Raw genomic sequence first — 23,466 nt, forward strand, 5'->3', positions numbered from 1 at the left:
GACCAATTCGTATTTGACGTCTACTCTCTCAACGGGCCATGTGTTTCGTGTTCATGGCGAGTCCTTGAATGAGGTAGCTGTCGATGAAACTGATTCAGTGCAGGTTCTCTTCAGGTCAACGACTACCGCTGCTTGTACAAGCTGGTGATGCGACGCCGTTGCCCATACTCATTCCGTTCATCTACGTCCAACTCAAACTCAGGCACCGGGCTTACAACACGGCTGCGGCGCACCTGCGCGCGATCCAGGCTTTCTACGCCTATGCCAAAAGCCGAGATCTGGATATCGATGAGGCCATCTTGGCCTGCCACTTTGAGGCGATTCTGGCTTTGCTGGACGGTTACGCTATTTGGCTCCAAAGTGGCCGTCATGCCGATAATCTGATCGCCCGAATCGGCAAAGCTGGCACTGTACTTTTTCAGCAGATCAGTTCACGAACACGTGACCAGTACCTGCGCCTGCTGAAGAAATACCTGTCTTGGTGCGTCACCCGTTACATCCCGCGCGCCCGTCAGAGTTCAGCCACACAGGCTGACATCAACGTGGTATTTGCCGATGTTGCCGACGTCATTGAGCGGCGCTTTGAGAGCCATATCATCAATGCTCGTCCCGATCGCACTCGTTACCGCAGCCTGACAGATACGCAACTACAGATCGTTCGCACACTGATTCGCCCTGGCGCTGCGGCGAATCCGTTCCCGGAACGTTTGCAACTGCGTAACTGGCTAATGATTGAATTGCTCTTGGAGACCGGCATCCGTCGCGGAGAGCTTCTGAAGCTCTACACCACGGATATCAATAAAGGTTCTCAGCACGCCTATGTCAGCATCAATGATCGCGAACATGATCCCCGCGACCCGCGCGTTGAAGAGCCTGCGCTCAAAACACATGGGCGGACCGTAGGCATCTCCGCACAGTTGTATGAGGTCTACGAGCGCTATATCCAGCGCGACCGGCGCCCTCTGCGTGACGGTAAACCGATGAAATTGCTGTATCGCTATTTGTTCATCTCGGATCGTGGCCGTCCGCTGTCGATCCGCGCGTTGTCTAACGTTCTTGATCGGCTGTTTCTGACCATTGAGCTGGCTCATCCAGGATTGTTGCCTACACTTTCTGCGCATGACTTTCGCCACACCTTTGCAGACCACTTTTTGGCTTACCTGGTCGAAAAGCGTGGGCATGACCTCGAGCGGGCCACGGACGAACTACGGCGAGTCTGCGGTTGGTCTGAGACCTCGACTATGCCACGCCGTTACGCAGGTCGTTATCTAGCCGAGTCGGCCAACCTCCACAATGCCCAGCGCACCTCGGCAGCCTGGAGCCGACTTGACAGTTAAGGAGGTTCGCCGTGACCAAATCAGCCGATCAAGAACACGCGTCACCGCCCTCCTCTTTGCCAGCTTACGTGTTCAGGGGGCCCGCTCACGTTGCGATTCGAACTCGTACTAATGACCAGCCACGCTACGTCGATACGCGGCTGAAGGTGTGGACATGGTACGACGGTGGACTTGCAATGAAAATCGATTGGACTGCGATCCAGTTGAATTCAGAGCTAATCGAAATAGGCAAAGGCTTTATGGCTTATGCACTTGAGAAATATGCACCTCGAACTGCGGCAATGTTCGCGGATACCCTTCGATTTTTACCTGGTACAAATCTCGCGGTCGGACTTCCTTGGGCCACACATGAACTAATCACTGCTCTCGAAGAAATCAAAAAAACGAGGACAGTACTGGTAGGATTTCGAGGGCTTTATCGTTGGGCAATGGATAGAGGAATCAATGGCTTCGATCCAATCACATATTTAAAAATCAAGGAGGTAAAGTCAGATCGTGTTGACCCGTATGCTCGAATTTTTCTCTCGCAGTCTGGTTTAGAGCTTGATGAGGAAATTCGATTACTCAAACGCATTGAGCGAGAACTCAAATCTGACTCTTGGGAGGATGTTCAGTTTAATATAGTGCTTCATTTGGGTTTCGAACTCGCACCTCGGTCGATTCAATTTCATTCGCTCGACATTGCTGATTTTGAATTTATTGAGAGCGCTGATCACGAGAAGTACTACACCCTGTGGTTACCCATGGCCAAAAAAGTCGGCCAGCGCAGACCTGAGCGGCGCCCCCGTAAAGTAACCACCCGCCTGGGTGAGAAAATCTCACGGCACGTTTCAGAAATTCAACGCCGTTTTGGTAGCGACTGTGAACCATTATTTGTCAATCCTTGTGGAAGACGTCTCTCGGTTATTGAAATCGGTACAGGCCTAAAATACGAGCTGCGGGAAGCTGGGATAGATAGGCCGAATCAGGTAACCATGTTGTTGCGTCATCACCTCGGGCAAGGCTTGGCGGATCAGGGTACTCCAGCAGACATGATTGCCGAACTGCTCGGTCACAACAGCACGGTTGCAGCGCGTGCTTATGTAACGGCCACCCCCAACATTGCCCGGATCAAAGAGAAAGCACTGGGTAAGAGCCCGGCCTATCAACGCATCATGCGCAGCCTATTAACTGGGAAAATCGTCCAACGCCGCGATGCAGCTCCTGAAAGAGCCGTCCGCGGTGTCATTGATACGCAGTACATAGGCGATATTGGCGCCTGCGCCCTGCCGGTCCATACCCATTGTCCCTACAACCCTATATACGCGTGCTACACCTGCAAGAAATTCCACCCCTTTGCTGACGGCCGCCATGAGCAGGTAAAGGATGCGCTCCAGCGGGAGGCCCAACGGTTCATTGATAGGGCAGAACTCGCCGGTGACCTCATTCACAATCGGCCCCTGGCTCAGCATCAGACAACCATTCTCGCGGTAAGCGCTACGATCGAGCGCTGCCGGCAACAAACTGAGGATGCTGCAGATGACGCTGTCTAGAGCAAGTCAAAGTCTCGGAGGTTTTGTTATACAGGAACAAGCAATTTTTCATTCGTTACCGATTTCAACACCGTGGTCGTCATCGTTATGGGCCGTCGGAAGCTGGTTACCACAACGGGGAAAACAAAATACGCTTACCTTCGAGACACACCGGCAAGCCCTCGAAAAAACGGGCTATCCTTCTCCGGCCAAGGGCCCACTCCCCTTCGAGTTCCAAGATTTTAGCAAGGCCCTGATTGTGTATCTACAACGCACCAGGAACCTAAAGTTTTCGATGGTGGCCGCATACAATATTGCTATTCGGCGAATATATAACCCCTTGTTTGAGCGCGGTCTATCCGACCCCACGCAATTGACGCGAGGGGACTTTGACCGTGTCGTAGGATTTCTCCGTGAGAGTGGCTACAAAAATCTCTATGATGCGATCTCTCACCTCCAAGTAGTAGCGGACACGATTGATAATCTGCAATTAACCGAGATCGCCATCCACTTTGAGCATGATGCGAAACCAGAAAAACGTCGACACGATTACATTTCATTGTACGATCCTGATCGAGCGGTAAAACAGCGTAAATCTGATGATAAGTTACCTTCTCGTGAGGCGATGGAGGCATATGCCATATGTTCAAACAATCCACTTAGTGACGGCGAAGAAATTTTGCTGCGTGTGATCGATTTATTGATCGCGACTGGACAACGAGGTAACGAAGTAGCAGTAATACCCTATGATTGTTGGGTCGAAAGGCCGATCAAAGGGGCGACAGGAGAAGTAGTTGTCGATGCCCATGGCAAGCCACTGGTCGAATGCGGGATTAGGTACTTTGCGGAGAAGCAATTTCAATCCCGGGTTCATTGGCTGGCTGAAAGCGATATTCCTCTAGCCAGGCGCGCAGTAGAGCGATTAAAAACGCTAACCAATGAACAACGAGAAATTGCCGCCTGGCAAGAGCTCAACCCAGGACGTATTTGGAGTTACCCCCCTCAGTCAGTGATCTCCGATGCAAAAGTCTTGGACTGGCTAGGTTTTAGCGAAGCAAGAAGTGCAAGCAGAAATCTATACCTTTTCCTCACACGCAACGGTGTCCATCCGTTTGACGATGAGCCAGATGAAAAGCGAGGAAGGTCGTTAAAACGACGCTACGTTGCCGGGGAAATTGAACGACTGATCGTCCCGAAGCTCCGTGGACACGAGGTATTGACAGAAAATCTCGGGGGACAGATTCGTATCGTACTTAGAACCAGCGAAACGCTTGCCATCGCTTTCGACGGCCAATTTCGTTTCGGTGGACGTGAGGCAAATGTGTTTCGTGCGGTCCCGCGTCGGGTCACCATCGTGGACATCAATCACGCATTAGGTGACGATGAAAAATACACGTCCATTTTTTCGCGCCGCTCATTAACCGAATCCGATGGGACTCCGATTCGGCTCACAAGCCATCAGCCTAGACACTGGCGGAACACCATTTATCACTTGACCGGAATGAGCGATGTTCAGCAAGCGTTGGCCCTGGGGCGCAAACGCCTTGACCAGAATGTTTATTACCAACACACGACCATTGAAGAAAACACCGCTGCCCATCATGAGTTCCTGGCGTTCAATAGCTATCACGAGCGCATCGAATTTCTACATACAGGCATAAGAGATAAGCGCATTCATGGCGCTTTGACCAACAGTTACCATGCTTTGCTATCAGATAAAGGTACAACAACTGCGGAAGCATTCCTCACCGTACACGCCACGGCGCTGCATGTGACCCCTTTCGGAGGTTGTATCCACGATTTCTCCCAGGCCCCCTGCCCTAAGCACCTTCAATGCTGGAATGGCTGCTCGCATCTACATCTGATGGGCACTCCATCGGAGCGGGTCAACCTTGAAAAACAAGCAAAGAATCTGACGAAGGCAATATCCATCATGCGCGACGCAGGCACCGGAGAGGCAGGCAGCGATGTATGGCTAGCAGACCAGGAAAACAAGCTCAAGAATTTAAAGTCTGTCCTTGCACGCGATACCAATGGAGGTGTGCAACGCGTGTTTCCAAACGGGCGTCCAATCACGGTTGTGGAATCGGACAAACGACAAAGTTCGGTATCAGATGACTAGGGGCAATTATGGCACGACGACAGACATTGAGGGGCGGCACTCTTGACGAAGCAATAGACGCTCTCCTCGCCCAGATGATTAGCTCAGGAGTGGAGCTCGCTCCCATTTCCCGACCGGAGGTGCAGCGCCGGCTGGGCCTGACAAGCCGAGGTACGCTAGGAGGTGACCGTGGAGACAGAATTGAGGCCGCCCGTATTGTTCAAATGAGGGAAAGCGGTAGGGATCCAGATGGTGCCCGCCGGCGCAGAAGTCTCGAAGAGCGTATTGCAAGTCTTCAAGCGGAGAACGCTGCGTTGGCAAGGCAGCGAGACAAGCTTTTCGAGGCTCTGTCAGTGATAGCACACAACTGCCTTATGAACGGTTTGGACGTAGAGTCAGTTATGGCACCGTTGAGAAACACCCAATAGATCAGATCAGTAGTCTTCGTATCGACTACAGATTACGGCATGGTGACCTGCCCACAGTGCTAGACAGGACTGTTTCAGCTCTAACGACTACACATTACGGTACACATCCCCTGTCTACTTTTATCCCAGAAGCCAAGCGTTGACATGGGCCTCTACCGCTCGTACAGTTTGGCGGGTCGCCCTTGAGGCACTTGAGCTTTATCTCCCCTTGAGGGATCTGCAAAGCCCGGTAACGACCGGGCTTTCGCCTTTCTGCTGTGTTGCTCTGAACGTCTCATAAGACGTTCCCTCGTATTCACCCTTTTATCGCCGTTGTGTTTTAAGCCAGACTCGGATTGCTAAGGGCCCTCGTACTCGCCCTCAGTTTAATCCAACGAGGTATCTACGAAATCCGGGGCGATTCACTCCTCATCTCTAGTCATCTGCGCTCGGTGAAATCCCCATATCTCCTTTATGGCCATTGATACACTTAGGTGGTTCTCCATGGCGCTCCACATCCGCGCGATCATTGGGTTGAGCGCGAATCCTATAACCCCAGACGGTCGCTACCTGGTTGTAAAGGGCCGACTGTGGCGTTGCTCAGATCCTTCTCTTGATGACCAGACTCGGCAGTGGCTGGTAAATGAGCTAATGGATGCCAAGCGAGCGGTGAAAGCTGCTAAAGCGTTAGGTGATCCACGTGAGATGGAGCAGGCCTTGCAGATGTTCATGCTACGAAGGTGGCGTTAGGTGAGCGAGGCCCCGTTTGGTGGACTGATGGGGCACCGGATCTGAACCAGAGCAAGATTCAGAGTACGATTTACGCAAGTTGGTACCAGGGGCTGGAGAACACGTAGCTTCGGAGTGGCAGAGCCCTTTACAACCAGCCTCACACAATTAATGTACGTAACATTGCTCATTCGATGGAGTGGTAATATGTGGCCAACTGCCAGCGGAGCTGGCCAACATGAAGATGAAGTAAAGGGATGTCAGTATGATCAGACGATTTCGGCTTGAGCAGAAGTCGCTCTACGAGAAGCTAGTCATTGCTCAGCGCGTTTCGGACATGTTGGAGAAATTCCTGGACGGACGTCTAGCTCCACTAGAAATCGGTGCTGAGACCGGTGGTATCGAAGAGTGGGACGATGTCGTGGTGGTCCACTCGAAAGATGATTACGAACACCTTCAAATCAAGCGTCAGACGACGGATTTCTGCACGAAAGACCCAGATCTACAGGTGTATCTGCCTAAACTTGCCAAGCGCCGAGCAACTCGTAACAAGGGTTCGAAGCAAACGTCTTCAGACTCGTCGAAATCCTCTGATTCCGTTCAGGCTGCTTCGCAAGAGTCTACCGGCAATGACGCATCTGACGGTGGCCCTTCAGTCCTCGACTCCGCATTCTCCAGCTTGGCCAAGCATGCCGGCGTCGGCACATTCGCTCAACTGCCTGAGCGCCGGTTTCAACTAACGCTCGTTGGTGCACACCTGCACATTAAAAAAGACCTCACCGTCAATCATCTGGATGAGCTGTGCAAGCTGTGTCGCCAGGCAGGGCTTAACCCCACCGAATTAGCTCAGCGTGTGGACGGCCCGACGACCAACGCCTATTTATGGCTCACCACTTGGTGCGGGTTCAAAGACTGGGCGCAGATCATAGCCACCTTGAAACGCGTCTATGTCGTCTGCGAGGGGAACGACGCCGCGCTTAGACAGCGCTCAGAGCAATGCCTGGGTCGGCATTTCACAGATCCGGTGCGCGCACTCGAACGACTCATAATGATCATCACCGCGGAAACCTCTGATGTTTCAGCTTTAGGATGCCGAGCGATTATCCGCGAGCTCAAGGATGAGCTTCGGCCTGATATCGAAACCTGGGCCCAATATCTTCTATTGGACGCAGGTCAATCTGCCGGTCAAACATGGTCTTTCTCAGGCACCCATGATCTTGGTGCGGTGACCCCGCTGTCGGCGCAGGGCGTGGTGACTCATCTCTGGGGCGGTTCCGCTGGAAACCGGAGACTCAGGGTATATGCGCCGTATGCGCCCCCAGTTGGGGCAACGCTTACGCTTCCATCAGCGATATTGCGGATGGCCCTGCACCTCCCCAATGGCAGCCAGAGCTTGATGTTTGGTGAGCCCATCTGGCGTAGCAGCGTTGCCCACGAGGTTGGACATACCCTCGGTTGCGGGGAGAGTGACCTTGGCGAACTCCCTTGGATGGAGAACGCCGAGCGGCTCGTATGCAGCCAGGATCATCAATTTCAGACTCAGGGTGCTGCTCGAGCTGAGGCTGCCGCGTTAGCCAGCGCCATGGACGACTTAGTGTGGCAGCGTGTTGTTCAGGGTGTCGCCACAAAAATTGGGGCTATTCATGATCCCGCGCTGGCCAACGCCATGGAAACGATTTGGCTGGATTGGTTAGTCGACTTTACGAAGGATCCAGAGGATCGCCGTCAATTTCTGGTACAGCTCCTCTACCCGCAGACCGAAGGAAAGAATGCGACACACGCACTGCGCCTCGGCCCACGTACCTTGGACATATTGGTGAGTGCGGTTGAATTACTACTGCTTGTTGCTGTAGGGGTTGGAGGCACCGACACGGAATGGAAACATTTCCCCGGCTGTGGGGAGGTGTTAAGCATCGCCCTCAAATACTGGTCTGGCCCTGCAAGTGGCACCCCTGAAGTGAGGTTGCTCTCCGACGATCCACTGATCAACGTTGTGGGCTCGTCCCCTGCCCCGGTTGTTATCCTGGCGGGGGTGACGAGTCCACCATCAGTGCTGCGCAATGAAGGTATGGCGGACGATGCTGACTCGGCAACAAGCATGGCAGCCGAGCGTCAGCCCCACCTGCTGGTCACCCGCGCCGGAGTCTTTAATCATCTGCGCAAAGGCACCCTGGCCTCTGTTCAGCAGTACTTCACCCAGCAAATACAAGATCGACTGATCGCCCGTCAGTCAGCGATCAATACGAACTCGAAAGGACTCTGAAATGCTGAAAATCCAGGAGATGTTGGAAGCCATCTCGAATCGTGCCCAAGGTCGTTATGAGGTTCGCGACCCGGTATCGGTTGAACTGCCATTGCCTTCGACCGGTTTCACCACCGTTGCTGTGCAGCTTAAACGCGTCAATCGGGAAGGTGCAGGATGGCGAACTGTATTGATCGCCGCCCTCACTGACGGAGAGGCAATCCAAGAGGCTTTTCGTTGGGCAGCGGATGTCCGTGACATGCTCCCAGAGCCACAGACAGCTGACCTCTACATGTTCATGCTCATTGAGGGCGTGGCATCGGAGGATGCGGCGCGTCTTGAAACCGACGACCGCTTCTGCAGAAAGGTCGTGGCCAGAGAAGGCGAAAAAATGGATTCGTTTCTCGACCGTAGCTTCCTTGCCTCACTTTCACTACCCGGTGATTTTGACAGCATCAGCGACCCATTGTCAGCCGCTCTCAATGCCCTTGTCGGCGCACATTCCTGGGTCAAACCGCACCAGGACAACTGGAGAGAGCTGTTGTTGTCCGGAGGGTCGGGGGCCGAGATCGCTGAAGCGCTTAGAAGCGCTGCATTCGGTGGGGAGGTAGAACCATGAAGCACCTGAAATCCATCACGCTCTCCAACATCCGCCGCTTTGGGGCTGACACGAAGATTGAATTAAGTCGCGGTGCAACCATTCTGCTGGCCCCTAACGGCACCGGGAAGACCGCATTCTTTGAAGCGATTGAGTTCGGGTTGACTGGCAGGATCTCGCGCCTCGACGATGGTCTTGTCCCGATTATCCGTGACTCAGAATCCTCCGCTCGGGTCAGCCTCGATTTTGGTGATCTACAGGCATCAGCCGAAGTTGACAGCATTGGGGACGTTGAGACATCAGGTGATCTGAGCTCTCTTTTCCCAGAGACAAAGGCTGAGGATGTTCCCTTTCTGCTGAGGCTGACTCACCTGCTCGATCAGCGTGAGGGGGCCTGGCTGGTCAATGCAGAACCGAAGATTGCCGGCTCCCAGCTTGAGCGGTTGCCTATTGGCAAAGACGGCAACCAGGTCAGCTCGGTGCTAGGCAGTATCCGCCGAACGCTCAATGATCAACTTAAGACTGCAATGGCATCAGTTCAGCTGTTCGAGGTTGAGTTTGATGAATGGAAGAGTCTTAAGCTTGATCGAGATGTCGCGGCAGCACAGACGCAGGGAGCGCTGCGCAGTAAGGAACATATTGCAGAATCGCTCTCGGACATCGCTCGCCAGACGCAAAGCGCTGACCAGCTACCCGTAGGGCTTCTAGTTCCACCATTGGGCCAGGATGGCCTGGAGACAGCTCATGAGGGATTGGAAAAGCTGGTAGAGAATAAGCTCGATCGACTTCGTGAGCAGATCCTGGCCTTGGCCGAGGTCGACGGCCTCATCGGTCGGTTCATTGATGAGCAAGCGCGCATAGAGCAGCTCAACTCTGATCTCGCCACCATGCGGCAAGAGTTTGAGCAGAAGAAGGAAAGCCGCGCACAGGCTGCGACAAGCCTTGAACAGCTTCAGCAGGAAATGGTTACAGCGCAGAGTGAGCGCGACGTCATTGCTCGGCAGTTGAATCGGTATCTGAATGAGACGAGAGCCAAGGAGGTGGTAGAACAACGTCAACAGGTGCTGAAGGCGGCTGACGACACCCTGACCAATGCCGAGTTGAAGGCGTCGGCTTCGCGCGCAGTGTACGAGAGAAATGAGCAGCTCCGTGTCCAACACGACTTGATCAATGGTCAGCGCCCGACGTTACGACAGGTTGATGCTGACTTACTTGCGGCGCAGGAGCTCATTGAGCGGTGGGAGCCCATGCTTGAGCACCTTGCAGAGATCGCCGGTGCCATCAGCGGTGGAGAAGCGCAAGCGGAGGTATTTGAGGAGCAGCTTCGCGTTGCCCTAATCGCCAAGGCAAATGCCGATGTTGAAGTTGAAGAGACCAAGAGTCACCACGCCAATATTACATCGGCCGCTGATTCGATACGCCAGGCGGTCGCATCCATCGCAACTCATTTGCCCAGCGATCGCGGCGACTGCCCACTGTGTGGTGAAGAGCATGGCGCGGCCCTGCTGCATGAGCGTGTTGCCAAAGCGTTGGCGGCCATCGACCCCAATGTTGTCGAAGCTGAGCGGCGTTTGAAGAGGGCGGCCGATAAGCTGCGTGAACGTACCGAGTCGGCAGCTCATGCAGAGGCGGAACTGAACGCATGCAGGTTCGGGATTGATCAACTGGAGTTAAAGCAGGCCAACCTGGCAGCCGACATCACTGAGCTCAGTTCCAACGTTCTTCTGGGTGGAGATACCGTTCCTCTGGCAAGGGAGTCTATCCGCCGTCGTGCACAGGCCAATGCGGCAGCAAAGCAACAACTGGACGAGAAGCAAAGCAACCTCGCGGCTCCGGTAACACCGGAGGTGTTCGAGCAAGCCAGAAACGCTTATAACTCAGCTGCTCGAGCAGTTGACGCAGCACGGGACGCTCGCGCCGAGGCCAGCAGCCGACTTGCGCAAGCGACTGCGATGCTCGAGGCTGTAACCGCAGACGCCCTACCTGCGAAAACACTTGAAGAGTTGTCCGTTGCACAGAACCTCAACGCAAGCCTACTCATCGAGCTAGATTCCAAAGTGGCGACGCAGCAGTCGACCTCGGATCGCCAGCAGGTCGAACTCACCGCAGCGATAAATGCGGTTGCTTCGTTGGAAACGCAGTTCTCAGAGGCCCAAGCTCGTTTGGCAACGGTCAGGGCTTCCTGGCGCCAGCTTTCCTTCGTTGGAGACCCTTCCGCCGAGGTTGCAAGTAGTCAAGAAACGCAATTGCAGTCTACGAACACAGCGCTTAACCGACATTCCGAAGCACTGCAGACCATCAAAATCGAGATCGGAGCCTGGAGCAGAATTGAGAAAGCTCGTGTCGCACAAGTTCTTCTGGATCGTCGACGTGGCGAACGTTCTGAAGATGAGTTCACCGCTCATCTTCAACAACAGCTGGAGTCGGAACATATAGCCGTGCGACGCCTGTCGCAGTTGCACGAGGCAATGGAGTCACTGAACAAATTCCTTAGCTCCGAAATTGAGAACATTCAGAAGCACGTGCAGGCAGTCATGCCCCGGTGGCAAGCGTTGCTCAAGCGTGTCGTCAGAGAGTCCAGGTTTACTGGGACGAACTTGAACTTCCGAACGACCCGTCTGAGGCCTCAGGCAAGCGTCACTGTACAGCTCAATGGAAGCTCAACCCCGGTAACCTCGATCGCCAGTGAAGCTCAACTGACAGATCTGCAACTGACATTCTTGCTGTCCATGGCCTTGGAGCATCAGTGGTCGCCGTGGCGTTGTCTTCTCCTCGATGATCCCACTCAGCATCATGACCTTGTGCATGCTGCCGCGGTCTTTGACGTGCTTCGCGACTACATCATCGATCATGACTTCCAGGTAGTGATCGCGACCCATGACGCACTTCAGGCACGATACTTCATGCGCAAGCTGCAGAACGATGGGATCGAGGCACGCATTTGGTCACTGGTTCCCACGCCTGATGGGGTGACTGCGTCTGAGACGCCATGGCTAGGTAAGACGCCTGTGGCGGCGACTGAATAGTTGCCCCTCTCAAGGTAGCGTTTGAGCCCCTATGGCATGATCATCGGTTGTCCAGCCTGAAAAGGCACGCAACCCAGTCCCACGGCTGGGATTGCGCGCCTCAAGCGGCCATCCACTAGTGCGTTCACATAGGGGGAAGCTTACATGTCAGAAAAGGATGAAATTTCCGTCTCCGACCAAACAGCTGAGGTGGATCAGGATGAAGGGATCGAGTACGAGAAATTTGAGCGTCCGCTTTCGGCTGTGGATTTAACCGGTCGACGCAAAACGACTAAATTCTGTGTGGGCAGAAGAAGTGTTGCAGATGAAGTAGAGACCTCGGATCTATTACACCGAAAACCAGAAAAAATTGATGTCGGATCACTGGCAGAAAGGCGATTCTCTCCAATAAGTTGCCCAACTATTTGATCGAAACCAATCATCGATACAGCACATTTTGGCGACGAGCGGGGGAATCAGACCCGCTGTACCTACCCGGACGATAAGAGCACTTATCCAGTGCATCGGCCATGTGATAGAGCAAACCAAATGCCTAGAATTCCAGCAGTGTCTGGCTACGGAGCAACTCCACGTGCTGCTCGACGGTGAGTAGATCACCGTTACGCAAGAGGAATATTAAAAAAGTTAGGCTTGGGGGAAACATGAAAAAGCTCCTTTTTAATATGATACGATTGGATCTACAGGCTGAGCAATATTGTTCGCTCGGAGCACTTATAAAGCGTCAACATAATTAACACAGCACAGGATGTGAGATGCGTACTGCGTTCAAACTACTGGTTCACGAGTCAGATGGTCAGAGATACGAAGATTTGTTCGTCAAAATAATGTCCTATAGCGATCCTGATTTTAAACCGGTCAAGGCGTGCGGCAATATTGGAGATCGAGGCAATGATGGTTGGGTGGCCAAGAAGGGTCGGTACTATCAGTCCTACGCGCCTGAGTCATTGGCAAAAAATACGAAAAGCGCACTTACTAAGCTGTCTGAAGATTTTGAAAAGTTGAAGGGTTTTTGGAATCATCTATCACCTGTCCGAGAGTTTTACTTCGTCGTTAATGATAAGTTCAAGGGCGTTTCCCCTCACATCTACGAAACCGTTGATCAACTGAAACATCTACACGACTTAGATCGCTCAGAAGTGTTTCTGGCAAGCCAATTGGAAAACAAGCTCTTCTCTCTTGAGCACGACCAGATCAAGCAGGTGCTGAACTCATTTGAGCCTTCACCGCCCGCTCACAGCCTCAAGGTTGTCGACTTCTACGAGGTGATTGATGAGGACGAGAACAATCAAAAAGACCGGGATGATCTCGCTACCGAAGTCGAATTGAAGCTGAGAAATTCGGGCTCTGAAGTCGCTTTCGTTAAGGAAATTTCATTCCACACGGTTAAGCATTGGAGCCTCGTGACAGACCGGAATCACCGGATTGTGGATGTTTCAGCTACCTATGACGTCTCTCTCTCCGAGAAGGCTGGAAGCGTAGCCAGGAAAAAGATTCACCACGAATTAAAGCCTCAAGAAACGGATAGAATCAGGTTTAAGCTGCGCTCGAAATTTTGGGCAGACCCGGACGGATTGTCGCTCTATCTCATTGAGATTAACGTTCATTTCAATGAGGAAACGGCGCCAGCGACCTTCCGTCAGACGATTGTGAACGTGCGTCCATCGCACATTAGCCAAGCCTCGTTTTTTGGAGGCTACTCACCCGAAACGGTAACGAATAACAAGGCCTTGGCCCGCGAGGTTCTTGAGTTGCATGCAGGAGGTGTTGGCGTTGAGGACTATGTGGTCGGAGCGTTGGAGTCATGGATGCTAGCGCCCGACACACCGTAGGCTACAGGCAGAGTTGTTGATGCTGCTGGCGTGTTGCCGCTGACCGAAAACTGACCCAGGTGTTCAACTGCTTCTGCTCGCTTTTCGAGCAGGAGAACACAGGGTGATCAGCATGGAAATGTTGGGGAAAATTCGGCGATGTACTTTCGCGACAAGCTGTCGCTGCATCAGATAGCCAAGCGTACCGGGCTGTCGAGAAACACTATTATGGGTGAGAGCACTCGGAGCCGCTCAGCCGGCGTACCAACGGTGCGCAACCTTTAACAAACTCAGTCTATTTCACGAGACGCTGGAGCAGGCGCTCAAGGCCAATTCGTTTCAGGCAAAGGACAACCATAGAAGTACCAAAGCACTCTTCGAGCAGATCAAGGCCGAGGGGTACGACGGCGGCTACAGCCAGCTCACCGCCTTCATACGCGCGTGGCGCGGCGAGCAAGGCAAGTCTTTACGGGACTTCGTACCGCTGACCTTTGCACTCGGCGAGGCCTTTCAAATCGACTGGAGCGAAGAAGGCCTGCTAATCGGCGGCCTGTTCCGATGCATCCGGGTCTCCCATATGAAGCTGTGCGCCAGTCTTGCATATTGAGGCGTATCCCGGCCGAGTCATCATTCATCGGTGACACGGCCAGGATGAGTAAAGTGCCAGCCTTGCCGCACGTCGTGAAGAAAGCGGTGGTCCACTGACACGGAATCACCTCTCGGTGCGGATGACCTATCGTTGAATTTTCCGCGGCTGCCGTACCTTAGCGCTACTGCCAGTCGCGGGCTTTTTAGGCCGATCTGTCTTCTTGGGCTTGGGCTCAACCACCTGCTCTCTCCGACGATTTGTAAGGTGGATGCCTATCATACGTACATCTTCTACGTGAGAGTAACGGCTGTGGCAGCCAGGTAGTCGGCGAGCTTGCCAGCTGTCATTTTCACTGGAGAAGCCCCTGTGGTGATTACATTGCTCGTCATTCTTCTGAAGCCTTTTCGAATCGACTTTTCAGCTTGGTCAATTCACGCCCCTTCCCAAACGCGTCCGAGATTATCTGCATGTCCCCTTCGCTGAGTGTGGATGCGTCGACCGATGCCAACGCTGCATGGGTACCGAGGCTATAGGACAAACGAGCCAGGTTTGTCTTGATCTTGATCGAGGAGCAACGCGGCAGTGTTCTCAAGAACGTATGGGCAGTAGCGAGTTTGCTCTCTTGGTTGGCCAGGCGGACGCAGAAAGACTCCAGATTGTCGTTAACCACGCTGGCAGCTTCCGGTGCTGAGCCCAGTGCCAGGATCCGGATGCCAAGATCAATAAGCTCTTGTGGCGCCGGCATTGGATCAAGTGATGTGATCTGGCGCCAGAGTCGGCGTCGCCCATCGTCGGTAGCTTCGACGGTAAGGATGGTCTGCGCCAGTACTTGATAAGCCGTCTTGTCCAAGCACTTCGACCACAGCGACAACACCTGATCGGGCGCATCCACGGTGCCGGTATGCCCTAGCGCCAGCACCTCTAATGTCGATGCGACGCTTTGCGGTAGATTCAGCACCGATACTGCTTTTTTCCACGCAGCTGCCAACAAGGCCACCTCTTGCTCCGAATCCCAACTGATGGGGGTTGGCAGCAGGACGATCTGACTTGGCGAAAGACGCCTGGCAGCACAGGTGAAGAAATGCTCCGCTTCGGCTGGGTGGGTTTGCCATACCTGGCAGGCGAATTCGAGGAGCTCAGCTTCACGCTCGGCGGGTACCCGTTTGGCTGTGATCATGGAGTCAAGGGAAGCCAGCAAACCGCGCTTCGCCGCCTTGAGGTCGCGCCGACCGGTGCTGATCGCTTCCGTAAAGATCGTGTCGGGCACGTAGCCTGGATGTACCTGGTCGACCGATGGCCACGTCCGTGCGAAATGCTGATGGAGCTGATTATTCTGAGCGGGGTAGCTGCCAGCGGAAGAAAATGTATCTCGCAAACAAGCTGCGATCGTCGCCGGCGACCCATTGAGGTAGATTTTTGAAAGGCCGACCATAACGCTGTCGAGATCATCGGTTGATCGTGATACGAATGAGGGCAGCCGACTCAGCGCGCGATCAAGATGTGCTTGCAGATTCCCAGTCGCCCAGCATTGACTCGGAATTTCCTCGGAGGCCATCGTGTAAATCTCGCCAAAACCTTCAGGCATCGGAGCGGTAAACCCGGAGTCGAAATACGTAGTGATCTGAACTTGAACCGCGTCCGGCAATTTGTCGAAGGCCTTCATCAGGGAGCGACAGCATTCTATCGGCAGTTCGTCAGCCAGACGCTCGACCCAGTTGGTGCTGACCTGGGCAGTAAGCTCAGGGGCACGCTGAAGCATTAACTCGAAAAGCGCTACTGCATCAGTTTGGTACGATTCTCCCGTGGATAGGTTGTTGCACAGTAAAACAAGATTAGATTGTGCGTCCGTCGTCAGCTCACCAAAGCGAGCTGAAGCCACAGCCATTGTCCATTGGAACCCTCGACGGTAATCGATCTCAGGTTTTGGATGAGCCACAAGGTTTTTCGCCACCGCGATCACGCATCCCGAAAGCGTTTGTGCGTCAGCCCTTTGATGTGATGTCTCCAGCACAGTCAGTGCGCAAGCCTGCAGCTCAATTCGCGGCAGAGCCAAATATCTCAGTACGAGTGGCCACAAAATGGATCTGCTCTCCTCCCCCTGGGAAACCAACTCGGCAAACAGCCGATCCACTCGAGCCGCAACTGCTGGCAACTTCATCACTTCGCCACGGTTTGCATCCAATTCGTCGGCAACTAGTGTCACATAGTCCGTGCCTAACATCGTCAGCAGCATGGCTTCATGATCATCAATCCACCGCTCCAGCTCTTGGAACTCGAATTGGTAGGAGCCTCCGCTGAGATTGACATCTCTGACCTTGAGCCAATCGATCAGCTTACGTTCCTGAGGAGCGGGGAGCCCGTGAGCTGCGCGGACACTGAGCACGATGTTACAGGCCTTACTAACCATCCCCCGTGCTTCGTCAAGACTCGGAGTCTGCATGGTTTCAAGGCGAAATTCGATGGTCTGGCTGGTCGACAGTAGATCGTCAACCAACTCTGCGGCGATTTGGCGTTGTTCTTGAGCATTGGCGCTTTTTACGACATTGCCAATTTTGTCCAGACCAATCATTGACCGGAGATCGAGTGACGCCGTCAGTTCGTTGCACAGTTTTCCCAGCATCAGACGCACTGTCCGTGGTGGTAGGCGGTCAAGGAGGTTGGCGATTACACGCATTGCATTATGACGGCGGGCAGTCGTCTCCAGGTGTAGATCGCTGACCAGCTCATGGAGCAGGTGCGCGTGGTCATCGCTTAGGACGACATTATCAGCGCGCGTTGACAGTTGCTCAACCACACCGCGAGTATCGCCAGACATCAGCAGGTTGTAGATAACGCTGGTCCCGGCACCAAACTTTCGACTTATTGGATCTTCAGACAGCAGAAGCAGACTCTGAAGAGAGTCTGGCCAACGAATACCAACAAGGCTGGACAGGAATTGACGAAGCTCTCTGCAGTCATCGCGGATGGTCGTTGTCTTTGTATCCTTGTCCAAGGTTACATAACGCTTACCCAATAACGCTTGGGCCTCAACTGGTTGATCTAGGAGTGAGCCTTCATTCACCAGTAACTGGGTCAGTCGACCGAGCAGCAACGGGTCATCCTGAAGATCGCGATAGAAGTCCGGAAAGCTCACCCGCGCTGCACTGAGTGCACCCAGGGATATGGGGTGAGCAGTCACCGATCCCTCGTGCAGACCGCCTGGTCGCTCCCCTGCACTGCCCTCGTATTCACGACGTTTCGCCAACCACCAGGACTGTGCAAAAGCGTTGACAATTTGCAGAGCGTTCCGGGGATCCGCGACATTCACATGGATCATCCGATCAATCACTTGCTCCGGGCTGGTGCCCGAAGTCTTCAGGTCGCTGACAATCTCAGTAAATGACAGGAGATTTTTCAGCGCGAATTGCCTCATGTCTCCTCGAGGTACTGGCGGGATTTCAAGTCGAAATTGGAAGATGCGATCAAGGTACCGACGAGCGTCCATGTGCGTGAAAACGGTACCTGGCTGCTCAGGGTTTTTGCCGCGACCACGCGCCAGCGCATCGGCTACTTTTGCTTCGTCACACGAGATCACAAACACTAGTCCCAACCCGTGTGGAAGCTTTTCAGAGGGGATTTCCATGAACGCCCGGACGGCGTCGAGGCCGAGCACCATTTCTTCTGCTGAGAGCCGATCCAGATCATCGACGAAGATCACCAGGCGCTCGCAAGGGTTTACTTTTCGAAATATCCCCGAAGGCTCCTTGAACGCTTTCAACTGTTCGAGGAGCATCTCTTCGTATTGTTCTGCGCTGGCGCTGGGAAGAGAAACCTTGGTGATCGACCGGAAGCTATCGACCTTTGAGGGCTTCAGGTTCTTGAGTAGATAGCTGTAGGCACCGCTTATTGCCAAGATGAAGGTCGATCGAACATAGGGGTCGCTCCATGGGAGGACGGTTAGCCCAACCCACAGCACACCAAAAAGCAACAGTATGGCCACCAGGAAGGCAGGCAACGGCATCGACCACGCGCGCCATAACTGACAGGCATACTCTCGAAATCCTTTCCACTGATGCTCAACCTGTGTGATGTTGCGGAAGAGCTTGTCATGAAGCGCCTGTTCGTCTCCCCCAAGCTCGATAAAAACATGGCGCAGAAGCGCGCGCTTGATGTCCTGATCTTTCCCGCCGAAACGCCAGGCATTAAAAGTGATGCTCTTGATGCGAGACCTGCGCGAGATTTTACCGGAACCGTCGGATGCACCGTCTGCGAGGCCTCGGGTGTAAAGCTCTTTGATAGAGCTTTTCCCGGTTCCCCATCCGCCGAGTAATCCAATGCTGAACGGAGGCTTATGGTGATCGGCCTCAATGAGGCTCTGGAGTGCCTGGGAAAAATGCCTGTGACCAAATGCATCCTGAGCTTCGTTTTCGATTTGCCGATCTAGCACTGCCGGCATTGGCTTGTAGGATTCAGGCATGCGTTGCGTCCTTCAACGTGTTACTGGCGGGCTGCCACTATCGCTCAAGCCTACTGGAAGGGTGGAGGGCAACACAACTTTGCCCTTGGTACAAATTTGGGCTCGAATTCGTGCTAAGCATTAAAGCCAAATCACAAAGGCCGTCATCGACGTGATCACATTGCGATAAAACTGAGTTAGACGACGGAACATCCCTTCTCCTATGCCATTGAAAGACTGCTTGGGGAACCGCCAATAATTTATACGAGGCGCTATGTTTGATACGCTTGTTTCGTCGCTAACACAGTCAACAGTCCATGGGATTAGCACTCACGCACCTCGTTGACCATCAGGTGGGCCACCATGTTAACCAGCTCAGCAGATGTCCGCCCTTGAACTTGCAGGTCTGCTTGGCGCACGCGGTCGATAAAATCCGTAATCCCCATTTGCAACAGATCTACAGCGCTATCAGCCCTGCGCAGTTCCAATTGTGTGTACCCGTCAATACCCTGCCCGCCAATGCCCATTACCGCATGCGCCAGAGCATGAGTTGTCGTAGAAACTGTTGGGATAATACGCCAATAGAGCGCGTGTTTCGCAGTTTGAAAACTGAATGGGTAGCGAGTGTGGGCTACATGACGGCTCACGAAGCGCACCGAGACATCAATCATTACCTGATGCATCGGTACAACTGGATTCGACCGCACCAGTTCAACGATGGGCTGGCCCTGCCTCAGGCCGAGAAAAAACTTAACGTCGTGTCCGGGATTAGTTGACCACTACAATCTCACCCGTTTGAAAGTGCTGTAAGCGCAGCGCTTCTGCTCGCTCGTAGGCCCCCAACAGATTTTTCTCGGCTATGATGATCGAGCAGATCACAAAGAAGCCAGAGCTTCCCGATTTCGACGTATCCAGGTCATGATTGCCAGACTCATCGACGAATGCGAACGTCCTTCCCACGCAACTACTCCATCAGTCAAAGCGCAATGCGCCGCGACTCGCATGTTACCTGAGTTCCAGCCGGCCGCAGCCATATAGTCAGCTAGTCTGGTGGAGGAATTTTTCGGCAACACACGCTGCCTTTTCCTATCGAAAAAGCCTCAGATCGCGGATCGGATAGACGAACTCACGGAAGCATGGGATAGCGGACAGCTCGGCAACGCTAAGAATAAATGAGACGACCACAATGCGCTTCCTTGAAGCTCCGGCGCACCAGACTCCAGGCATTATCAACCAGCGCAAAACGCCTATTCTGGTCAAAAAATTTCGATGTTTTCAACATTTGCATATACATCCAAGCTGACATCGACCGCCCTGTCCAACCTCAGAAGCGCTCCACTTCCCTGCGTTTCTTCGGCATCAGTGCATGCAGTAGAGTCAGCGAAAATCACGATCGCCTTCTGCCCAGTCTTTGAACTGGGGTAGATGATTCCGTCTATCTGAGCTCCATCTCCAGTCCGATACACATGTCGAAAATACTCTGTCACCACTTGGGTGGGTACGTACTCAGCGTGTGCTCTATCACTACGCTCAATTGGTTTGGTGAAATCGTCGATAAAGTTATTCATGAACCGGTAATAGTTACGCAGCTTCTGGAGTGTTGGATCGAAGAGGCTGGGAACAGGAAGCGACTTCGATAGATCCACTACTCTAAGATCTCGAAGAGCAGTGAACTCGCCCGAGGCGACCTTCTTCCCCTTCGCATTGTCAGGCTCGTAAATCTCACGAATGGCTGTATTGAGATCAAATGCACCATAGAACATCGGAATGCCTACTGGGCTCATCCTATTAGGCATATTTGCTCGTTCGGCTGGAGGTGGGCCAAGATCCTTGGCCTGCGTTATCAACTCGTCCTGGTCGACGATCCGAACGCGATAAATTTTTTTCCCGCCCGGAACCGTATCAATAAGACCTAGACTTCCCACAACCCGGCCCAAGGTCTCCAGGATGTCAACCGGGTTCATTTCGTCATGCTGGTCACGATCGTATGCTGGGTTGACCGCCCTGAAAAAGACGAACCGCGCGGTGTGAGTGATGAATTTACTGAAGCTCTGCCAGCCGTAGACCAATATCTTGTGAAGAGGGAGAGAATACGGGTCTTTCTCGCACCATCCGGTGTCATGAATTGACCCGGCAATGGTATCTAGAATCTCTTCTGGGCAATCGGGGCCTACGTCGTAAAGCAGCTCATAAATGTTGTAAACATTACCTTGCCACCCACCTTCTCGGGTCTCGTAGGGAAGTCCTTCATTGGCTGGATCGCCCCACTCCAAGCAGAGGCTGTTCACCACGTGCTCTATCACATTATCCATGGCGGACACTTTGACTGATCTATCGCAGTAGGAGCAGGTACCGGGACTACGATGTCTCCTTACGAATTTTTTCAGCCCAGCGTCTTGAATGCACCTCTCGCATACATAGGTATCCTCAACGCTCGAATAGCCGCGCTCCATTTCCTCTTCCCGCATCCTTTGGACTCTGCCCATCCCGGTAATCTCATTCTGTAGTGAATCTAATCTGCTGGCTTTGCCGACGCAGAAACTTAGAGGATCTCGAAATCGGGGAGTCCTAATCGGCCTTCAAGTAGTAAGGGGGAAATCGCGGGCATCACTCTATCCATGCTGCGGCGACTGACCAAAACCTCTGAGGCTGATAGCCGACGTCGCGAACCCTAGCTTAGCCTTTTCGGTGATCTATCGAAACGTTCGACTCCATGCGGTGAACGCGGGCGGCGATGCCGACCTAATGGCTTAGTAAACTCAATTCCCCGCCCTGCTCTTGCGTACCAAAGCGCTCGCCCCTTTCGGGCCAGCCGAAGACGTGTTTGCAGATGCATATACCACGCAGACACGCTTTCTGAAAGGTAGGCGCAGTCGAAGGATTCCAGTGGATGTTTGATCTAGGGTGATCCAATATTTGGCGGCTTTTACAGCGTAGTACGCTTACTACTTTAGGATTGAGACAGCGTTGATGCGATTTTTTTTGGATACAAACATTTGGAGCTACATCGCGAATGAGGATGCTGGCTGTGAGCTTGCAGCGGTCGCTAGGGCAGCAGACGTTGAGATTGTCGTCTCCCCTGCCGTGGTGGATGAGGTACAGCAACTGCCGGTTCCGGAAGCCCGCCGCAAGGTTCTGCAGCTACTGACAAAAAAGGACTGGAAGCGACTGATGCCCGAGGTGTTCAGCGAATGCGCGGAGCTCAAGTCAGAGATCATCAAGCTTCGACCTGAGTGGGTCATAGCCGAACCTAACCTTAGGGAGTTCAATCGGGTCAGGTACGACTGGGTAAGGCGAACCGGAGGCTACTGGGATCGCGCGCGCCGGGAGATCGAAACACCACCAACGAATGAAAGTGTTCGACGGGACGAAGAAGAACGCTTGGCTGTGGAGCAGTCGTTCGCGATAAGGGAGCGCATGAAGAAAACCAAGCCTGGCGGAGATACACACCTACAGTACGTCGGGCATGTCCCAGAGGCTGGCACTCCAGGCTGGACTGGAAAGCCCGTGCATTACTGGCGGATGCCCAGTCTGCACATGTTCAAATCGGAACTGCAGGTGTATGAGAGTGCGGTGAGAGAATGGCTCGATAGCGAAATTGACGTGCCCGCTATGCTTTCATCGCCAGAGTCGATGAATCGATTATGGCTGCACGAGTTAGACCCCGCCGCAGTTCCGCGGCAATGGCTGCGTGGATCGTTTGAGTTTCTTCAAGCTTGGCACAAAGTCACTACCGGCACCCCTGGCGACACACGACTGGCGACCCATCTAGTTGATGCGGACATCATCATATCGGCCGATAAGAACTTCGTCCGCTTTGCAGAGCGTTGTAGAGAGGATGCACCGTTCAAAATTGGCAAAACACTGCGTGCGCAGGCAAATCGAGTTGGCGTGGACGAGGTGCTGCAATGGATCTCCAAGCCCGACACCCTTTGATGTTCTGTTTCGTGGGTACGCTGTTGATTCCTAGGCCTGTTCCGGGGCAGATGCCCCACAATTGCAGTCGGCTGAAACGAGGTAGCCAGTATGAATGACAACCGTGAGCAGTCGGGTAACGAGCAAGAGCTAGAGAGTTTCCTGCAAAAACAGCAGGCGGACTTCAACGAGCGTAGCTATTGGCTTCAGCATTCGCTGGGCGCGGAAACCCATTGGCTTTTTATCCAGGCGTATGATGCCCTGAAACATGAACTCTACTTGCCGGCTTGCACTGGATTTCTGACCGGAATTGAGGGCTCGCTTCGCAATACGATGGCTCAAGTGAAGATCCCTGCCCCAATCGACAACGTTGACGATATCTCACTGCTCAGTAACTCACTGTTGCGCCAAGCTAGGGCCAATGGCATGTCAATCGACGCCTTAGCATTTCCAGGTGAGCAAGATTTCGAAACCAATTTGCCTACCCGCCAGAACGTGGAACTCGTAAGGGTTCGGCACACCCTGTGTCATGGCAACATTCTTGAGTATGTTAGTGCCCAAGAGGATTTGCCGGCACTCTTCACACCAGAGTGCTGCCGCGACCTTGCCAATAAGCTTCACGTTATCTCTCGTAATTGGGTAGCGAACCTTGGCGCGTTCAGAAAGCAGGCTATGGGACTGCAATAATCGATCGTCTAGTCGAGTCTCACCCTTCTTACCATTTTTTGCGCCTGTATCTCGCCAGGGCGCGAACGCTATTAAGGACGA

At 53.4% G+C, this 23,466-nt stretch carries 13 protein-coding genes and 4 pseudogenes; 14 read left to right on the forward strand and 3 right to left on the reverse strand.

Going from position 1 to position 23,466, the window contains the following annotated elements:
* Nucleotides 1-83: 83 nt before the first annotated feature.
* The 10 genes and pseudogenes from OC445_RS13525 to OC445_RS13570 form a co-directional block, all read left to right on the forward strand.
* Nucleotides 84-1,337: a tyrosine-type recombinase/integrase gene (locus OC445_RS13525; RefSeq protein ID WP_262020178.1), complete on the forward strand. Its 1,254-nt coding sequence runs from the start codon at nucleotides 84-86 to the stop codon at nucleotides 1,335-1,337.
* An 11-nt stretch (nucleotides 1,338-1,348) separates the two neighbouring features.
* Nucleotides 1,349-2,869, forward strand: coding sequence for a site-specific recombinase (locus OC445_RS13530; protein ID WP_262020179.1), 1,521 nt, complete (start codon nucleotides 1,349-1,351; stop codon nucleotides 2,867-2,869).
* Nucleotides 2,856-4,970 carry a hypothetical protein gene (locus OC445_RS13535; protein ID WP_262020180.1) on the forward strand — a complete coding sequence of 705 codons (2,115 nt, stop codon included), beginning with the start codon at nucleotides 2,856-2,858 and terminating at the stop codon, nucleotides 4,968-4,970. Before OC445_RS13530 ends, OC445_RS13535 begins: the two co-directional genes overlap by 14 nt.
* Before the next feature lie 890 nt (nucleotides 4,971-5,860).
* Nucleotides 5,861-6,213 (forward strand): annotated as a pseudogene (locus OC445_RS13540) (hypothetical protein).
* A 137-nt stretch (nucleotides 6,214-6,350) separates the two neighbouring features.
* Nucleotides 6,351-8,348, forward strand: a complete 1,998-nt coding sequence (locus OC445_RS13545; RefSeq protein ID WP_262020181.1) for an ABC-three component system protein — start codon at nucleotides 6,351-6,353, stop codon at nucleotides 8,346-8,348.
* Nucleotide 8,349: 1 nt separating this feature from the next.
* A complete protein-coding gene (locus OC445_RS13550; protein WP_262020182.1) occupies nucleotides 8,350-8,946 on the forward strand; it encodes an ABC-three component system middle component 1 in 597 nt (198 codons plus the stop codon).
* Complete coding sequence (locus tag OC445_RS13555) at nucleotides 8,943-11,951, forward strand: AAA family ATPase (protein WP_262020183.1); 3,009 nt, start codon at nucleotides 8,943-8,945, stop codon at nucleotides 11,949-11,951. Before OC445_RS13550 ends, OC445_RS13555 begins: the two co-directional genes overlap by 4 nt.
* A gap of 144 nt (nucleotides 11,952-12,095) precedes the next feature.
* Entirely contained in the window at nucleotides 12,096-12,359 is a 264-nt protein-coding gene (locus OC445_RS13560) for a hypothetical protein (RefSeq protein ID WP_236326760.1), read from the forward strand.
* Nucleotides 12,360-12,703: 344 nt separating this feature from the next.
* Nucleotides 12,704-13,780 (forward strand): hypothetical protein, encoded by a 1,077-nt coding sequence (locus OC445_RS13565; RefSeq protein ID WP_236326759.1) that lies wholly within the window; start codon nucleotides 12,704-12,706, stop codon nucleotides 13,778-13,780.
* 138 nt (nucleotides 13,781-13,918) lie between these two features.
* Nucleotides 13,919-14,363 (forward strand): annotated as a pseudogene (locus OC445_RS13570) (IS21 family transposase); the annotation flags it as partial.
* A gap of 370 nt (nucleotides 14,364-14,733) precedes the next feature.
* On the opposite strand, the gene OC445_RS13575 reads toward OC445_RS13570, so the two are convergent.
* Nucleotides 14,734-18,804 carry a KAP family NTPase gene (locus OC445_RS13575; RefSeq protein ID WP_262020184.1) on the reverse strand — a complete coding sequence of 1,357 codons (4,071 nt, stop codon included), beginning with the start codon at nucleotides 18,802-18,804 and terminating at the stop codon, nucleotides 14,734-14,736.
* Nucleotides 18,805-19,310: 506 nt separating this feature from the next.
* Between OC445_RS13575 and OC445_RS13580 the strand changes: the two are divergent.
* Nucleotides 19,311-19,559 (forward strand): annotated as a pseudogene (locus OC445_RS13580) (integrase core domain-containing protein); the annotation flags it as partial.
* On the opposite strand, the gene OC445_RS13585 reads toward OC445_RS13580, so the two are convergent.
* Entirely contained in the window at nucleotides 19,552-19,743 is a 192-nt protein-coding gene (locus tag OC445_RS13585; RefSeq protein ID WP_124377934.1) for a DUF3800 domain-containing protein, read from the reverse strand. The pseudogene OC445_RS13580 and the gene OC445_RS13585 overlap by 8 nt on opposite strands.
* 87 nt (nucleotides 19,744-19,830) lie before the next feature.
* On the opposite strand from OC445_RS13585, the pseudogene OC445_RS13590 reads away from it, so the two are divergent.
* Nucleotides 19,831-19,959, forward strand: a pseudogene (locus tag OC445_RS13590) (AbrB/MazE/SpoVT family DNA-binding domain-containing protein); the annotation flags it as partial.
* 80 nt (nucleotides 19,960-20,039) lie between these two features.
* On the opposite strand, the gene OC445_RS13595 reads toward OC445_RS13590, so the two are convergent.
* Nucleotides 20,040-21,269 (reverse strand): HEPN-associated N-terminal domain-containing protein, encoded by a 1,230-nt coding sequence (locus OC445_RS13595; RefSeq protein ID WP_262020185.1) that lies wholly within the window; start codon nucleotides 21,267-21,269, stop codon nucleotides 20,040-20,042.
* A gap of 484 nt (nucleotides 21,270-21,753) precedes the next feature.
* Here OC445_RS13595 and OC445_RS13600 point away from each other — a divergent pair, with 484 nt between their 5' ends.
* Together OC445_RS13600 and OC445_RS13605 are read left to right on the forward strand one after the other, a co-directional pair.
* Nucleotides 21,754-22,719 carry a PIN domain-containing protein gene (locus OC445_RS13600; RefSeq protein ID WP_090515864.1) on the forward strand — a complete coding sequence of 322 codons (966 nt, stop codon included), beginning with the start codon at nucleotides 21,754-21,756 and terminating at the stop codon, nucleotides 22,717-22,719.
* 90 nt (nucleotides 22,720-22,809) lie between these two features.
* Entirely contained in the window at nucleotides 22,810-23,385 is a 576-nt protein-coding gene (locus OC445_RS13605) for a hypothetical protein (RefSeq protein WP_124377935.1), read from the forward strand.
* The last annotated feature ends 81 nt before the right edge of the window (nucleotides 23,386-23,466 follow it).

It is taken from the genome of Pseudomonas sp. Pse35 (assembly GCF_024519715.1).
Classification (GTDB): domain Bacteria; phylum Pseudomonadota; class Gammaproteobacteria; order Pseudomonadales; family Pseudomonadaceae; genus Aquipseudomonas; species Aquipseudomonas paracarnis.

Excerpts from the sequence above, each read along its gene's own strand:
- OC445_RS13525 (WP_262020178.1), top strand. The coding sequence starts at position 84 with ATGAAACTGATTCAGTGCAGGTTCTCTTCAGGTCAACGACTACCGCTG.
- OC445_RS13535 (WP_262020180.1), top strand. The coding sequence starts at position 2,856 with ATGACGCTGTCTAGAGCAAGTCAAAGTCTCGGAGGTTTTGTTATACAG.
- OC445_RS13545 (WP_262020181.1), top strand. The coding sequence starts at position 6,351 with ATGATCAGACGATTTCGGCTTGAGCAGAAGTCGCTCTACGAGAAGCTA.
- OC445_RS13550 (WP_262020182.1), top strand. The coding sequence starts at position 8,350 with ATGCTGAAAATCCAGGAGATGTTGGAAGCCATCTCGAATCGTGCCCAA.
- OC445_RS13555 (WP_262020183.1), top strand. The coding sequence starts at position 8,943 with ATGAAGCACCTGAAATCCATCACGCTCTCCAACATCCGCCGCTTTGGG.
- OC445_RS13560 (WP_236326760.1), top strand. The coding sequence starts at position 12,096 with ATGTCAGAAAAGGATGAAATTTCCGTCTCCGACCAAACAGCTGAGGTG.
- OC445_RS13565 (WP_236326759.1), top strand. The coding sequence starts at position 12,704 with ATGCGTACTGCGTTCAAACTACTGGTTCACGAGTCAGATGGTCAGAGA.
- OC445_RS13575 (WP_262020184.1), bottom strand. The coding sequence starts at position 18,804 with ATGCCTGAATCCTACAAGCCAATGCCGGCAGTGCTAGATCGGCAAATC.
- OC445_RS13595 (WP_262020185.1), bottom strand. The coding sequence starts at position 21,269 with ATGGGCAGAGTCCAAAGGATGCGGGAAGAGGAAATGGAGCGCGGCTAT.
- OC445_RS13600 (WP_090515864.1), top strand. The coding sequence starts at position 21,754 with ATGCGATTTTTTTTGGATACAAACATTTGGAGCTACATCGCGAATGAG.
- OC445_RS13605 (WP_124377935.1), top strand. The coding sequence starts at position 22,810 with ATGAATGACAACCGTGAGCAGTCGGGTAACGAGCAAGAGCTAGAGAGT.